Annotated in this window: 14 protein-coding genes; 4 read left to right on the top strand and 10 right to left on the bottom strand. The window is 44.0% G+C overall.

The features are described 5' to 3' along the window. The 9 genes from A3735_RS22355 to A3735_RS22315 all read right to left on the bottom strand — a co-directional run. A partial coding sequence (locus A3735_RS22355) for a YeaH/YhbH family protein (RefSeq protein ID WP_304440004.1) occupies window positions 1-877 on the bottom strand: 877 nt, incomplete at its 3' end. Between the two features lie 113 nt (window positions 878-990). Continuing rightward, entirely contained in the window at window positions 991-2,913 is a 1,923-nt protein-coding gene (locus A3735_RS22350) for a PrkA family serine protein kinase (RefSeq protein WP_068514944.1), read from the bottom strand. Between the two features lie 351 nt (window positions 2,914-3,264). After that, on the bottom strand, window positions 3,265-4,134 hold the full coding sequence (gene metF, locus A3735_RS22345; RefSeq protein ID WP_068514947.1) for a methylenetetrahydrofolate reductase [NAD(P)H]: 870 nt from the start codon (window positions 4,132-4,134) through the stop codon (window positions 3,265-3,267). A gap of 63 nt (window positions 4,135-4,197) precedes the next feature. Beyond that, window positions 4,198-5,577, bottom strand: coding sequence for an adenosylhomocysteinase (gene ahcY / locus A3735_RS22340; RefSeq protein WP_068514950.1), 1,380 nt, complete (start codon window positions 5,575-5,577; stop codon window positions 4,198-4,200). 102 nt (window positions 5,578-5,679) lie between these two features. Continuing rightward, window positions 5,680-6,891, bottom strand: coding sequence for a methionine adenosyltransferase (metK, locus tag A3735_RS22335; RefSeq protein WP_068514953.1), 1,212 nt, complete (start codon window positions 6,889-6,891; stop codon window positions 5,680-5,682). 18 nt (window positions 6,892-6,909) lie between these two features. After that, window positions 6,910-7,938, bottom strand: coding sequence for a metalloregulator ArsR/SmtB family transcription factor (locus tag A3735_RS22330; protein ID WP_197469927.1), 1,029 nt, complete (start codon window positions 7,936-7,938; stop codon window positions 6,910-6,912). Between the two features lie 144 nt (window positions 7,939-8,082). Beyond that, a complete protein-coding gene (locus A3735_RS22325; protein WP_068514955.1) occupies window positions 8,083-9,291 on the bottom strand; it encodes a hybrid sensor histidine kinase/response regulator in 1,209 nt (402 codons plus the stop codon). A gap of 13 nt (window positions 9,292-9,304) precedes the next feature. After that, window positions 9,305-9,739 (bottom strand): hypothetical protein, encoded by a 435-nt coding sequence (locus A3735_RS22320; RefSeq protein ID WP_068514054.1) that lies wholly within the window; start codon window positions 9,737-9,739, stop codon window positions 9,305-9,307. A 21-nt stretch (window positions 9,740-9,760) separates the two neighbouring features. After that, window positions 9,761-10,432: a PleD family two-component system response regulator gene (locus tag A3735_RS22315; protein ID WP_068514958.1), complete on the bottom strand. Its 672-nt coding sequence runs from the start codon at window positions 10,430-10,432 to the stop codon at window positions 9,761-9,763. A gap of 198 nt (window positions 10,433-10,630) precedes the next feature. On the opposite strand from A3735_RS22315, the gene A3735_RS22310 reads away from it, so the two are divergent. Further along, window positions 10,631-12,097: a methyl-accepting chemotaxis protein gene (locus A3735_RS22310; RefSeq protein WP_068514961.1), complete on the top strand. Its 1,467-nt coding sequence runs from the start codon at window positions 10,631-10,633 to the stop codon at window positions 12,095-12,097. Here A3735_RS22310 and queG read toward each other — a convergent pair. Beyond that, window positions 12,094-13,191 carry a tRNA epoxyqueuosine(34) reductase QueG gene (gene queG, locus A3735_RS22305; RefSeq protein WP_068511750.1) on the bottom strand — a complete coding sequence of 366 codons (1,098 nt, stop codon included), beginning with the start codon at window positions 13,189-13,191 and terminating at the stop codon, window positions 12,094-12,096. The two genes, A3735_RS22310 and queG, sit on opposite strands and share 4 nt — an antisense overlap. 227 nt (window positions 13,192-13,418) lie before the next feature. On the opposite strand from queG, the gene tsaE reads away from it, so the two are divergent. The 3 genes from tsaE to mutL all read left to right on the top strand — a co-directional run. Further along, window positions 13,419-13,958 carry a tRNA (adenosine(37)-N6)-threonylcarbamoyltransferase complex ATPase subunit type 1 TsaE gene (gene tsaE, locus A3735_RS22300; RefSeq protein WP_068511749.1) on the top strand — a complete coding sequence of 180 codons (540 nt, stop codon included), beginning with the start codon at window positions 13,419-13,421 and terminating at the stop codon, window positions 13,956-13,958. Window positions 13,959-14,025: 67 nt separating this feature from the next. Next, window positions 14,026-15,432 (top strand): N-acetylmuramoyl-L-alanine amidase, encoded by a 1,407-nt coding sequence (locus tag A3735_RS22295; protein ID WP_068511747.1) that lies wholly within the window; start codon window positions 14,026-14,028, stop codon window positions 15,430-15,432. Between the two features lie 35 nt (window positions 15,433-15,467). After that, window positions 15,468-16,185 (top strand): DNA mismatch repair endonuclease MutL (mutL, locus tag A3735_RS22290; RefSeq protein ID WP_156499833.1); only part of this gene is annotated, 718 nt, incomplete at its 3' end.

The raw sequence follows: 16,185 nt of genomic DNA, 5'->3' as shown, positions 1-16,185 counted from the left end.
GAATAAAAACAACCTCAATTTTTTGATAATTTCGTTTTAGAAACATATAGAGCAAAATATAAAAACGTTTGGCGATGTCTTTATGCATGTGAGTCATGGAGCCCGAAACATCCATTAAGCAAAACATAACGGCGCTGGTGCTTGGGACGGGTTGCTTTATATGTTGGTTAAAGCGTAAGTCGAACTCATCAATCCAGGGGATGTTTTTGATTCGTTTTTTAAGCTTTGTGAGTTCTTCTTTTATCTCTTTGATTCGAGCATGTTGAATATCGTCTTCAGGGTCTAGCTTTTTAAGCTGCTCCTCTAATTCTTTTATTTTTTCTCGTGACTTGCCTGTGAGGGCTAGCCTTCTTCCATAGGCCTTTCTGAGAGAACGTACGATATTAATTTTTGAGGGATTGCCGGTATTGGTAAAACCTGCTCTTAGGTATTTATATGAGGTGGTATCCTTCAGCTGTTTTTTGACCAGGTTGGGTAGCTCCAGGTCTTCAAACATAAAGTCGAGAAACTCTTCCTGAGATATCTGAAAGACGAACTCGTCCATGCCTTCACCAGAGTCGCTCGCTTCTCCTTCACCCGCACCGCCTCCGCCGGCTCCACCAGGTGGTCTGGGGAGTTGGTCTCCGGTATTGAATTCTTTATTCCCGGGGTTAACTGCCTCGCGCACGCCACCTTGTCCGGAATTAAAAACCGGCTCGTCGAGGTCTTTGCTCGGGATGCTGATTTTTTCGCCGCGCTCCATATCGGTAATGCTGCGTTTTCCAACTGCATCGGAAACCGCTTTTTTGATATGTTCGCGATAACGGCGAAGAAAGCGCTCACGATTCACTGCGCTTTTATTCTTGCCATTAAGTCGGCGATCAATGATGTGACTGATACCCATAATACATCCTGGTTTCGGCGTGGCTCGGGGTGACCATGGCTATGGTTTAATGGTGCACCTTCTGGCTAAATCTATTGTATGGAAGAAGGGTTTAAACCCTTCTTCTGCTACTGTGATTTACGGACGCGTAAGTACCATTCCGCGAGTAAGCGAACCTGTTTCTTGGTATAACCGCGTTCAACCATACGCTCTACAAATTGCTCGTGTTTGTCTTTATCCTCATTTGAACTTTTTGCATTAAATGAAATGACAGGAAGTAAGTCTTCGGTATTTGAAAACATCTTCTTCTCGATGACAGATCGAAGTTTTTCATAACTCTGCCAGGAGGGGTTCTGCCCATTGTTGTTGGCACGTGCACGCAACATGAAATTAACAATTTCGTTACGGAAGTCTTTAGGGTTGCTGATGCCTGCTGGCTTTTCGATTTTCTCTAACTCTTCGTTGATAGCGGCCCGGTCAAATATCTCACCGGTTTCCGGGTCTCGATATTCCTGGTCCTGTATCCAAAAATCGGCGTAGGTAACATAACGATCAAATATATTCTGGCCATACTCTGAATAGGATTCTAGGTAGGCGGTCTGGATTTCCTTGCCAATAAACTCAACGTAATTGGGAGCAAGAAACTCCTTAATAAAACGCAAATAACTGTCAGCCGCTTCCTGTGGAAATTGCTCCTGTTCAATCTGCTTCTCTAATACATAAAGTAGATGTACAGGGTTTGCCGCAACTTCAGAAGTATCAAAGTTAAATACCTTGGATAGTATCTTGAAGGCAAAGCGGGTGGATAAACCATCCATGCCTTCGTTTACCCCGGCATTGTCCTTATATTCCTGAATCGATTTGGCTTTGGGGTCTGTGTCCTTAATGTTCTGGCCGTCATAAACTTTCATCTTCGAAAATATGCTGGAGTTTTCAGGTTCCCTTAACCTGGAAAGAACGGAGAACTCCGCAAGCATAGTCAGCGTATCAGGGGCACAAGGTGCTTGATTTAAGGAGCTATTCTTAAGTAGCTTATCGTATATTTTTATCTCTTCAGTTACCTTGAGGCAATAGGGAACTTTAACGATTGATATACGGTCCAGAAAGGCCTCGTTATTCTTATTGTTTCTAAAAGACTGCCATTCAGACTCGTTTGAGTGGGCAAGGATTACGCCTTCAAACGGAATGGCGCTCATACCCTCTGTCGAATTGTAATTACCTTCCTGGGTTGCAGTAAGTAGTGGGTGCAATACTTTAATGGGGGCTTTAAACATCTCTACAAACTCAAGAATACCTTGGTTAGCAAGACATAGACCGCCGCTGAAACTGTAGGCATCTGGGTCATCTTGCGAGTACTCTTCGAGCATTCGGATATTCACTTTACCGACTAATGAAGAGATATCCTGATTGTTTTCATCTCCGGGCTCGGTCTTAGCGACGGCTATCTGATCCAGAATTGAAGGCCAGATTTTTACTACCCTAAATTTGCTGATATCGCCGCCGAATTCGTGGAGCCGCTTAACCGCCCATGGAGACATAATGCTTCCCAAATAGCGATTTGCGATACCGTACTCTTTTTCGAGGATATCTGCATCTTCATCTGGGTCGAATAAGGATAGGGGGCTTTCATTTACGGGTGAGCCCTTGATGGCATAGAAGGGGGCTTTCTGCATCAGAGCTTTTAACTTTTCTGCTAATGATGACTTACCGCCCCCCACAGGACCTAATAGATAAAGTATTTGTTTCTTCTCTTCCAAACCCTGGGCTGCATGCTTGAAAAAAGAGACAATTTGCTCGACACATTCCTCCATGCCATAGAAATCTTTAAACTCGGGGTAATGCTTAATGACTTTGTTGGAGAAAATTCGGCTGAGACGAGGATCTTTGGAGGTATCGATGAGCTCAGGTTCACCAATCGCAATAAGCATGCGCTCGGCAGCGGTTGCGTAAGCGCTCGGATCGTTCTTACAGATTTCCAGGTATTCTTCCAGACTAAACTCTTCCTGCTGAGTCAGTTCGTATCTAGACTGGTAATGACTAAAAATACTCATAAGGCCCCCTAAAGGAAATATTTACCGCTCGAGCGGTATTACTTTACATATGTTCAGTATCCTGCTGCGTGTCTCTACATTACGATTAGTGAGTGCTAGGGAGATAACAAAACTGATCGCCGAAGTCATAGTCACAAGGTCGCAATATTTTTTAACTGGTTAATATTTGTTCTATGAGTCTAGACCAAATGGCTAAAGTTTTCTTTACTTGGAAGAAAATTTAAATGAATTGTCACAAAACATGACAATATAGAACTTAAGAAAGGGAGCAGCTAGCCGGTCAGGATAAACGATATATTTTTATGCCTGACCACCAGCAGAAGGGCTTAACGAAAATAAGATGAAAGCAGTTTAAAAGCGAATTTTTTCCTCGTCACTTAGGCCAAGATTGTCCCAAACTTTTAAGTTTGGTTCGGCTTGATTAAGTGTATAAAAATGTAGACCCGGAGCGCCAGCTTTTAACAACTGCTCACACATTTGACTTACCACTTCTTCACCAAACTTCTGAATGCTAACAGTATCATCGCCATAAGCTTCGAGCTGTTTTTTGATCCAGCGTGGAATTTCAGCACCGCACATGTCGCTAAAGCGAACCAAGCTGCTGTAGTTCGTGATAGGCATGATCCCAGGAACAATAGGAATATTGATGCCCATTTTTTCGCAGCGGTCTATAAAGTAGAAGTAGGAGTCTGCATTATAGAAATACTGTGTGATGGCACTGTTTGCCCCAGCGTCAACTTTCTTCTTAAAGTTAAGAAGGTCAGCTTCTGCAGAGGGTGCTTGTGGGTGAAACTCGGGGTAGGCCGCGACTTCAATGTTGAAGTGATCTCCGCTGTGCTTGCGGATAAACTCAACCAGCTCATTCGCATACTTTAACTCGCCGGCTGAACCCATTCCAGACGGTAGATCACCGCGCAAGGCAACGATTCTATTTACACCGTGCTCAATGTAATGATCAAGCAAAGAGGCGATGTTTTCAGTTGTAGAGCCAACGCATGAAAGGTGTGGGGCGGTTGATATGCCTTGGTCCTGTAGCTTTAACACTGTATCGATGGTGCGCTCTTGAGTAGAGCCCCCGGCACCATAGGTAACAGAAAAGAAATCGGGTTTGCGTCGAGCTAATTCATCTCTAACGACCTGCAACTTTTCCATACCAGCTTCAGTCTTTGGAGGAAAAAACTCAAAACTGAAGCGATGTTTAAATTGCTTTTGGCTGTGCATGATAATGTCTCTATTAAATTTGGATAGATGGAGGCGTGTATTGCGCTACGCCTCCACAGAGTATTAGTATTTGTATGATTCTGGCTTATATGGCCCATCAACATCCACGTTGATGTAGTCAGCTTGGTTCGTGGTCAATTGCGTGATGACACCACCAAAACCTTCAACCATGTCTTTAGCAACTTCTTCATCAAGTTTCTTTGGAAGTACTTTAACGTAGATGCTTTCCTTCTTCTCTGCTTCCATCAAGTTAGCGAATTTACGTTCATAAAGATAGATTTGGGCCAGTACCTGATTAGCGAATGAGCCATCCATAATTCGGCTAGGGTGACCCGTGGCATTACCCAGGTTAACCAAGCGACCTTCAGAAAGAAGAATCAAGTGATCATCAGCTCCCTTGTCACGATAAACCTTGTGAACCTGTGGCTTAATCTCGTCCCATTCCCAATTTTCACGCATATAAGCCGTGTCAATTTCATTATCGAAGTGGCCGATGTTACAAACAATAGCGCCATTCTTAAGTGTCTTAAGCATACTTGCATCACAGACATTGACGTTACCTGTCGTGGTAACAATCAGGTCGGTTGTTTCCATTAGTAGCTTGTTAATACCTTCTACAGAACCCGTGTTCACACCATCTAAATATGGTGAAACAACTTCAAAGCCATCCATGCAGGCTTGCATTGCACAGATTGGGTCGACTTCAGTAACTTTTACGATCATACCTTCCTGGCGCAATGAGGCAGCAGAGCCTTTGCCTACGTCGCCGTAGCCAATTACTAGTGCTTTTTTACCAGAGAGTAAGTGATCTGTACCACGTTTAATGGCATCATTTAATGAGTGGCGGCAGCCGTACTTATTATCGTTTTTGGATTTAGTTACAGCATCGTTAACGTTAATCGCTGGAACTTTTAGCTCACCTTTCGTCATCATTTCTAACAATCGGTGTACGCCTGTTGTTGTTTCTTCAGAAATACCGTGAATATCATTAAGCAGTGCAGGGTACTTGTTATGCACCATCTCAGTCAGGTCACCACCATCGTCAAGAATCATATTGGCATCCCAAACTTTGCTACCATCTTTTTCAGATAGTATGGTTTGCTCGATGCACCAAAGGAACTCTTCTTCTGTTTCACCTTTCCAGGCAAATACTGGAATACCCGCTGCTGCAATTGCCGCTGCTGCATGATCCTGAGTAGAGAAAATGTTACATGATGACCAGCGAACGTCAGCACCAAGGTCGACCAAAGTTTCGATTAGAACTGCTGTCTGGATTGTCATGTGGATACAACCCATGATTTTTGCACCAGCCAATGGTTGTGCTTCTTTATATTTTCTACGTAAAGCCATCAGTGCAGGCATTTCGCCTTCAGCGATTTGAATTTCTTTACGGCCCCAATCGGCTAGATTGATGTCGGCAACTTTATAATCTGTGAAGCTCATAATTATGTCCTGTCTTGTGGGCCGGATTGCTTTCCGGCCAACGTAATATTGAGTGCAGGCTGAAGTAGGTTCAGTCTGTCGTATTAGTAAAAATTACTGTCTTTAAACCTTTGCAGCTGCTTTCAAGGCATCGATCTTGTCAGTTTTTTCCCAGGTGAAAGCGGTGAAGGTCTTAGTTTTCTCTTCGCCGTTTTCCTTGTAACTATAGGTATGCTCAAAAGGTTCGCGTCCGAAATGTCCATAGGCAGCAGTAATTTGGTACATCGGATAAAGCAATTCTAGTTGATTCTGGATTGCATAAGGTCGAAGATCGAAAACTTCACGGATTATTTTCGCGAGCTCGATATCTGAAACTTTACCAGTTCCAAAAGTATTAACAGAAATAGAAGTTGGTTCAGCAACGCCGATAGCATAAGAAACCTGGATTTCACAACGATCAGCTAAACCCGCAGCAACGACGTTCTTGGCAACATAGCGGCCCATGTAAGCAGCAGAGCGGTCAACTTTTGAAGGGTCTTTTCCAGAGAATGCGCCGCCACCATGTCGTGCCATACCGCCGTAGGTATCAACGATAATCTTACGGCCTGTTAAGCCAGCATCACCGACTGGCCCACCAATTACAAAGTTGCCGGTTGGGTTGATGTGATACAAAGTATTGTCACTTAGCCACTCAGCAGGTAGAACAGGTTTGATAATGTTTTCTAATACTGCTTCACGCAAGTCTTCTAAAGAGATGCTAGGGTCGTGTTGCGTGGACAAAACCACAGCATCCACTTTTGGTGTTTCACCTTCGTAGTTGATGGTCACCTGAGACTTAGCATCTGGACGCAACCAGGGTAGTGTACCGTTCTGGCGAAGCTCAGATTGACGTTGTACCAATAGGTGTGCGTAATAAACGGGAGCGGGCATTAAGCTTGGTGTTTCATTTGTTGCGTAGCCGAACATTAGGCCTTGATCACCAGCACCCTGGTCTTCAGGTTTAGAGCGGTCAACTCCCATGTTGATATCGACTGACTGTTTACCTATGCCATTAAGTACCGCACACGTAGCGCCATCAAAGCCAACATCAGAGCTGTTATAGCCGATGCCAGTAATCACGTCTCGAACAATGTCTTCTAGGTCTACATAGCAGGAAGTAGTCACTTCTCCGGCAACAACGGCCATGCCGGTTTTAACTAGCGTTTCGACGGCAACACGGGCAAGTGGGTCGCGGGCAATGATAGCATCGAGTACTGCATCAGAGATCTGATCTGCAACCTTATCCGGGTGGCCTTCTGATACAGATTCAGAAGTAAATATACTGTATTCGCTCATAGTCGTTTCCTGCACAAATTAGTTAATACTGCTATTGATAGGTTTTATGAATTTTCGTAATTGAATTTGAAAGCCATTACGGAGGCCGATAAATGCATTTTTTTCTTCAATAAAGCCAGCACGTTCTGCCCAGCTAAGTAATTCTTGGGCTTCAAAGCCAAGCCAAAGGTCTCCACAGCTTTCACGAGCCCATTCCTGATTGTGGTGGGCTAAATCACAAATAACCAATGAACTGCCAGGCTTTAAAATTGCATAGACATCAATAAATATTTGAGCAGGGGCGGGAACATGATGTAAAACCATATTCATGACAGCTGCGTCTACTTGCGGCCTTTCGTTTTTGTTGCACAAGTTTTTATAGCTATGGGTATCGCCTAATTCAAAGGTAATGTTGTTCAAACCTTCACTTAGCGCAAAAGCACGCGCTTTATTTAGCATATCTTGAGAGTTATCGATGGCAATAACGGATTTATATGTCTCGCTAAGCGGGCGTAGAAAATGACCTTCTCCTGGCCCAAATTCAATAATGGTTTGTTCTGCTAGATTGGCGCGCTGCTCTTGCAGAAGAAGCTCAAAGCTTGCTTGCGCATATAAGCTATGTTTCGCAATAAGCTCTTGTTGTTCATGAAAGCGGTCTGCATTGCGCGAAAAAAATGCTTGCGATTGAACTGCACGTTGTTCCTGAATACATTTGATTTTGTCTTGTAGGCTTTGATCAAGCGGGCACTGGTCAACTAAGGAAAATAATTGTTCAGTAGTAGACTTTACTCGCTGTGAATCGAATGAGACTGGACGACGATAAAAGACGGCATTACCTTCGCGCTGTGCTTCTACAAGACTTGATTGGCTGAGTACCTTTAAATGGTGACTCATGCCAGACTGTTTGGTGTTAAAAAGTTGAGTCAGCTCGAGTACGCCAAAGGTCTCAAACTGCAGTACCTGAAGGATCTGAAGGCGAAGAGGGTCACCGCAAGCTTTGAGAGCCTGGCTAAGGAGGTGGATGTCGCCGCAATTAATCGGTTCTACTTTCGAGGTGCTTATCATCATAGTTTTGAAGTATATCAATATATATTGATATAGCAAACACAATATCAATATATATTGATATTGTGTTTGGTCTAAGTGAGCTGAGGGGTTTTCAATCCAGATACTCGATTTACAGAGTGTTGTTAAAAGTGCCGAGGTGGCTGCCTAGAACAATAGGTCATCAATTTCTTGCTCTTCGTTTACTGGTTCTGCTTCAAGAATTAGCTCTCCAGCAGGTAGGTCTAAAGTAAACTTAGCGCCCTCGCCGGGAGTTGATTCAACCTCAATGCTACCTCCGATCTGTTGCGAGAGCAGGTTGACGTAATATAAGCCCAGGCCGACACCATAATGTTCTCGATTGTGTTCGTTATTTAATTGCCCGACTTCGGTAAAGACCCGCTTATGGTCTCGCGGGTCTATTCCGATGCCTGTATCTGATACTTCAAAGATAATGCGTTGTCCGCTAGTGGGGTTGAAGTCAGTGTTAAGGCGAATGTTGACGCTACCGCTTTGAGTGAATTTGATGGCATTATCAACAAGGTGCTGCAGCATTGAATAAATTTTCTTTTCATCGCTTAGCATTGTTAGGCCATCAGGGTAATCAATTGAGAAGTCCAAGCCTTTTTCAAGCGCTGCTTGCCTGAAGTTGGTTTCGAGCTTTAAGGCGAGAGAGCTGATATCGAAGTTTTTTGATATCATTCCCTGAGCGCCCAGAGAGGCGCTGGAGATATCGATCAGGGTTGTAATAATTGCGTTGATCTGGTTAGTGCTTTCAAATATTCGGCTAAGGGCATCGATACCAGATTTACCCAAAGGAGTCTCTTCGTCTTTTTTCTTCAGGGCTTTTGAAAAGCCAAGTATTCCATTGAGAGGGGTTCTGAGTTCATGGCTCAAGGTTGTTAAAAAACGGCGTCGAGACTCTTCTGCTTTGCCCAGATTTTCTTCCGTTGCGATTGATTGGGCAAAGCGATTAGCGGTATCGCATAGCATTTTGTAGTGCTTGATTTTACTTAGTAATTCTTTATGGCTAACAGGAGGGTGTATAATTTCGTTGCCGCCTGCTCGATAGTATTTTTCCTTGTCTTCGATGCTGGCCTTGTCAGAGATCAATATTGTAGTGAACGCAGAATCCTTTGCTTGCAGCTTGAAAGAGATGACTAGCTGGATGCAACGAACCATATCATTGGGTTGGTCAAGTATTAAAAACGTTGTAGGAACTTTCAGGAATCTGCTTTTCAGCTCATCTTCATTACTAATTTGCTCGACCTGGTAGCCGCTCGAGATTAGAGCGTCAACGAGAGCTGCGTTATTGTGCTTTCTTTCGCCGTACCAAATGATAGAGGTGAACGTATTGAATGACTTGGGTAAGTTCATGCACTGGACTCTGTTATGTGTTCTTTGCTAGTACTTCATACAGACCTTCCAGTACCAGGCCTAACTCATTCTCGAGGTTCTTAGCGCTATCTTTCATACCTTCAAGTTTGTCACTTGCTTGATAGGCTAGTGCCATTAGTTGTTCTTCCTGATCTTCGTCCAGGCCTAAGGAAAATAGTTTGGCTTCCAGTTCAGTAATCATATCAAGCATAACTTGTCGAACAGTGACATCATGTTCAGCAAGTTTATTGGTTAGCTGTTTGACCTGTTTTTCGGTCATACCTATAGCGCGGCCTAGTACATCTTTACGCTGGTCGGTCATTGATATTTGAGATTGAAGTGTGAGCAGTCGGCCATCGCAGATGCTTGATAAAACTGCGAGGTGATCTTTGAAACGACCGTAGCGGCTTTCATCGTCAACTGGCATATCATTTATAAGTACACCCATGGAGTCGCTGCAAACCATCGTTCAGACGCCAATGCTGATAATTCGCTCTTTAGAGTTTCTGAATTTGCTTAGTACGCGAGCTTCCATAGAGTCTTGCGAGCAATTAATAAAAACACTAGGGGTGCCATAGATGACAGCGGATGCGCTCAAGCCGAAGCCTGATGCAACTTCACATAGTTTTTGTCCAATGCCTTCCAGTGTTGTGATTTCCTGAGAGGTTTTCACGAATTCGATTATTTGGCCAAGCTCGCTACTTGATGTCATGGCTTCCATGGCAACTTTCATGGCGTTGCTGGCATCTTCCTTCGCTTTGTTTGTTTCGGCTTGGTGATCTATAAAGTAATTGACTCGTTCAAGCACTCGCTCCGGGTCAATTGGTTTGGTGATGTATTCGTTGCCGCCTGCTTCAAAGCCCGCAAGATGTTCTTCGACATTATCCATGGCAGAGACGAAAACAATGGGAACAACGCTGCTTTCTTTGTGCTTTCTAAGCTCGGTACAAACTTCGTAGCCAGTCATTCCGGGCATGTTTACGTCTAGCAAAATGATATCAGGTACTTCCTGGCTTACCTGATCCAGGCATTCTTGGCCGGAGCTGCATTCCACGATGTTAAAGTCATCTTCGAGAATCATTTTTAAAAGCACACGGTTTGACTCGACATCATCGACAACCATGATCGTTTTATCTGACATGCACTTTTTCCTGCTAAAAGTAATTTTACCTTTACTGAAGGTAGCACAAATCTCAGTGTTTGCAGATACTAAGTGAACTAAGTTTGCAAAGTGAAAAATGGGCTATAATGTGAATTAGAACTTGCTTGAACCGGCCACCTTTCTTGAAGGTAGGGTAACGGTTGGGTCTAAATTATTAGTATCACTAAGGAACATACATTGAATATTATTCAGCAAGGCTTCAATGCTTGTCTGCCTTCGATGGTTGAGAGTGACCGCGACTTTATTCATTTCAAGATCATGGCTTTTATGTGTTGTTTGATCTTTGTGATCGGCTTATACAGTCTAATTAAGTGGTCTTCTGTTGGTTACGACGCACTTGCCGCCTGGGCATGGTTGCTGGTCATTGGTGAGCCTCTATTGCTAATTGCGAACAAGATGGATCGCTTTCCTAGAATGCTGATAGCAAATACACAGGTATTCCTGGCATCTACGTATTGTGCTTGCCTGGTTTATTATCTTGGCGGTCTGCAGTCAGCTCATTTTTACTGGCCTGTTGTATTGATCGGTTTAGCGTTTACGGTGTGTGACCGAAAGTGGGGTGCCTTTTGGAGTGCGGTAATGTTTGCCGAAGTAGTTGTGTTTATCGTGTTGGAGCGCGGTGGGTACGAGCTTCCTGTGTTTGAGTTGAGTGATAAGCAAGATAAAATTAATACTTACTCTGGTTTTTTATTGCCAGTTCTGGCCCAGGCTTTTAGTCTTGCGTATATGTTTAAGCTTAGAAATGAGGCGCTTGAGTTTGCTGCCGAGTCAACCAAAGAGTCATGCTATCAAGCGGAGAAGGCTAAAGCATTAACTGACCAGTTACAGACCATTTTAGAGCAAGCGAGCCATTCGGCTAAAGCTTTGCTTGATACTTCTTCTCGTTTATCTTCTACGACAAAGATTATGAATGATGATAGTCAATCTATTAGCGAGAGGGTTGATATCCAATTAGAGTCCTCGCATGAAATGAATAATACGCTTCAAGATATGGCTAACTCGGTTAAACAGACCGCTACAGCAATGGAGGTGGTTCGCCTTAAGTCTGAGCAAGTGCAGAAAAATACGATTTCTAGTAGTGAGTCGATGCGAGAGACTATCGACTGCATGGAAAAAATAAAGGACGGTAATAATGATATTCTGGAATTTATGGGCGTGATTACCGCTATCGCAGAGCAAACAAACTTGCTGGCGCTAAATGCTGCAATCGAAGCCGCTCGCGCTGGTGATCAGGGGCGTGGATTTGCGGTTGTGGCGGATGAGGTCAGGACGCTCTCGCACAAAAGTAACGAGTCGGCAGAAAAAATACGCCTGCTTCTGGCTGTTGCGGAAGAGAGTATCGACCAGGGCTGTATGGTTGTGAACGAAACGGGTAATCGCCTGGAGGCCGTCACCTCCGAAGTCGAAGATATTGCCCGAGAGATAAATGTTTCAGCCGATGCGATGGGTATGCAAAGTCAAGGTATTGAGGGTGTTGTGAGCAATAGTCAGTATCTAGATGAGGCTTGCCAGGAAAACGCAGACTTTTCTGCAAAGCTGGCGTCAAACGCCCAGTCGTTGCTTGATATAGCTGAACACCTGGGGTCACTGTCTTATACAATGAGTGATACTGTTAGTCAGGCATCAAATATGAAGCGTAGCTAAGTCTCTTCTTGATTGTTTGGTTTGGTTTGCTGCGCTAATGCCCAGTCGATATGTTCTGCGACCAAGGGGGAGGCAGTTTCTCTACTTCGTTTTAAGGCTGCAACGATAACTAATGACTGTGGCGCATTTCCAAGTGCGACGGCTATATTTCTTAACCAGGATTCGTAGCCCGCTCTGCGAATGGGTGATCCTGCGGTATTCGTTAGGAAGGTTTCTTCATTCCAAGAGAATAACTCTAGCAGAGTGATATCATCTAGCTTGTTTCGGGGGCTAAAGTCTGTCTCTTGGCTGGGTTTTCTGAACTTGTTCCAAGGGCAGACGAGTTGGCAATCATCGCAACCAAAGATTCTGTTCCCCATAGGCTTTCTTAGCTCTAGCGGAATCCTACCTTTTAACTCAATTGTTAGATAAGAAATGCAGCGCTTAGCATCTAGTAAGTACGGTCCTTCAAATGCTTTTGTCGGGCAGGCAGTGAGGCAGGCCTTACAGCTACCACAGTGTTCCTCTATGTATGGTTTACTTATTGGAAGAGGGAGGTCGGTATATATTTCCCCCAGAAAAAACCAGGAACCCGCTTCACGACTGATAAGCATAGTATTTTTACCGAACCAGCCTAAACCCGCTTTCTGGGCAAAGGCTCGTTCAAGTACAGGTGCGCTGTCGACAAAAGCTCTAAAGCTGTAGCTTTCCGCTTTTTGTTTTATATGTTCGATCAGCTTTTTTAGCCTCGAGCGGATTAGCTTATGATAGTCACGCCCCAAGGAATAGCGGGATATATAGGCTTTTTCTTTTTCGTTCAAAAGGCCTAGAGGAGAGTTTGGGTCGCTTAGATAATTCATGCGCAAGGAAATAACCCTAAGCGTGCCGGGAACTAATTCATCAGCCTGCCAGCGTTTGCTTCCATGCTTTTCCATATAATCCAGGTCTGCATGAAAACCTCTATCGAGCCAGTCTTTGTATCGTTCTATATGAATGTCTAGGTCATTAGTTGTGATGCCAAATTGCTGAAACCCAAGTTCTAGCGCTTTTTTTTGGATTGACTGCTCAAGTTCTAGCAGCTCGTTGTGAGTAAGATTGGGCTTAGTGTTTTGCATCGAATCTATTCTAGCGGCATCTTTGTGTAAGTCTGACGATGTTTTGCTATACTTAACAGTTAACTAGGAATGTTTGTTCAGCAAATACATTAATAAGCAATGTGTTACGACGCTATTATGGCATAAACGTGCAGCAGAACCTGCTTTTTGTGTCTGCAAAGAGCGCTTGTTTTAATATTTGTTTATGGATTATAGGGCAAGAGAGTGAATCGATATAGGGTGCGAGTATGACAAAAGCGGCTATTGGGCTTGTATTGGTTGACGAGTCAGCGACAGTAGCATTAGGACGCTTGTTATTCAGTGTCATCGATGAGCATTGTTTTCATCAAGGTGTGGTGAGTATCTTTTTGCACGGTGACCTCGGAATGGGTAAGACAACCTTAACTAGGGGGATTCTCGAAGGTGCAGGGCACTTTGGTAAGGTGAAGAGTCCGACTTATACGATTGTTGAACCCTATGAATTACAGAATGTGCAAGTTAATCATTTTGACTTGTATCGTTTGGGCGACCCCGAAGAGCTAGAATTTATGGGGGTGCGTGATTATTTTGAAGTGCCTCATGACGGTCAGGAAAAGCAGTTGTGTGTTATTGAGTGGCCTGATAAAGGCCAGGGTTTCTTGCCTGAGGCCGATTTTGAAGTCGATTTGAGCTGCACCGGGCGTGGTCGCCTTTGTAAGATTACTGCAGATGGCGAGATTCTTTCAGTATTGAAAGAGGTTAGTTTAAGGCCGGGCTCGGGTTTGGTAGTGAGTAATGTTTCATGCTGAGTAATTATAATTTGAGTTCATGTGGTTTCAAGCATGTCTTTTGTGATTGAGTAGAGAGCTGAATTTAATGAAAGTTCGTACTAGTAGAGTTAGCTTCCTGGCAAAGGTGCTTGTTCTGTTCGCTGCCTTTACGTTTATGGCTGGCAGTGTAAATGCTGCTCAAGCGAAAGTAACTAATGCGCGTATTTGGGAGTCTCCAGAGTATATTCGTTTAGTTCTGGATTTATCACACCCGGTAAAGCATAAAATCATGATGCTGAAGAATCCCTCGCGTTTGGTTTTGGATATTAATGATGCTGATAAGGCGCTTAAGTTTGATAGTTTGAATCTCAAAGGTACGCCTATTTCCGGAGTGCGCAGTGCACGTAGAAATAAAGATGATCTTAGGGTTGTATTGGACTTAAAAGAAGAGGCTGAAACGAAAAGCTTTTTGCTAAAGCCAAATCAGAAGTACGGAAATCGTCTGGTTGTTGATTTATATACGAAAACAAAAAAGCTAAATGAAGCGCGCAAGAATGTTGTTAAGAAAGTGCCTGCGGGTCAGAAGCGAGACATTATCGTTGTTATAGATCCAGGGCATGGTGGGGAAGACCCGGGTGCCATCGGCCCGAATCGTATAAAAGAAAAAGATGTCGTGTTGGCAATTGCTAAAGAATTGAGAAAGCAGATTAATGCTCAAAAAGGCTTTAAAGCTTACCTGACCAGAGAGCGGGATTATTATATTGGTTTGCGCAAGCGTACCCGGATTGCCAGAAAGCATAATACTGACTTGTTAGTGTCTATTCATGCTGATGCATTTAAGAAAGCCCAGGCACACGGTGCATCAGTTTTTGCCTTGTCAAACCGTGGCGCGACCAGTGAGACAGCTCGTTGGTTAGCGCAAAAAGAGAATTCTGCCGATTTAATAGGCGGCGTGGGTGGTGTAAGTTTGGAAGACAAGGATGACGTTCTAGCGAGCGTACTCTTGGACCTTTCTTCCACGGCAAGTTTAAAAGCGAGTTTAGGCGTAGGTAGTAAGGTATTAAGCTCCATGGGCAATGTTGCTCGTTTGCATAAGCGTTCGGTTCAGCAGGCAGGTTTTGTGGTGTTGAAGTCACCAGATATTCCATCAATATTGGTTGAGACAGGATTTATTTCAAATCCGGCAGAGTCCAAGAGATTAAAGTCGTCAAAGTATCAGCGGAAAATGGCCAAGGCGATAAAGGGCGGAATTCTCGCTTACTTTAATGACGCGCCACCTCCGGGAACGCTATTGGCATGGAATAAGGGTGGCAATAGTGTAGTGAACCAAAGTGTTGCTCAAAGCACTAAATCAAAAGCCACGAATTTCAAGAAGTATGTTGTTCGAAAAGGTGATACCCTTTCCCATATTGCGATGCGCAATGATGTATCGCTTACAGAGCTTCGTCGTTTGAATCGGCTTCGCTCTGATAATGTATGGGTTGGTCAACGCTTGTCGCTACCTTCCTCGTAAGCTTCCGTTTTTGATTAGATTTTCAGATTTCTTCTATGAGTAAAATTCATAAGCTATCCGCGCGCCTAGCAAACCAGATAGCTGCAGGTGAAGTGGTGGAGCGTCCTGCTTCTGTTGTAAAAGAATTATTAGAAAACGCCTTGGATGCGGGTGGACGCAAAATATTGGTCCAGGTTGAGCAAGGCGGTGTTAAGCGAATTTTAGTTCGTGATGACGGTGAAGGCATGGGCAAAGATGATTTACCTCTATCCTTAAGTCGTCACGCTACCAGTAAAATTGAATCCCTGGATGATCTGGAAACCGTCGCGACCTTAGGGTTTAGGGGGGAAGCCTTAGCAAGTATTAGTTCGGTTTCCCGTTTAGCACTTAGTTCAAAAACAGACAATGCAGAGCAGGGCTGGCAAGCTGTTACTGAGGGGCGAGACATGGAGGCCCGCTTAAGTCCTGTTGCTCATAATCGAGGGACAAGTGTTGATGTTAGGGACTTGTTTTTCAATACACCTGCTCGAAGAAAATTTTTGAGAACAGAAAAGACTGAATTTAATCATTTAGAAGAAGTCCTAAAACGCCAAGCGCTGAGCCGCTTTGAAGTTAGTTTTGAGTTGGTTCACAATCAGAAGGTTGTGCATAGTTTACGCCCAGCGCCGACGATCAAGGAAAAACAGCTGCGTATCGCTGCCTTATGTGGCAAGCCCTTTATGGAAAATGCCGTTGATATTGATGTAGAGGCAACGGGGCTTAAGTTATGGGGCT

The sequence above is a fragment of the Oleiphilus sp. HI0061 genome, from assembly GCF_001635675.1.
The sequence above is the reverse complement of the archived record's forward strand: the minus strand, read 5'-3'. Positions and strand labels throughout refer to the sequence as shown.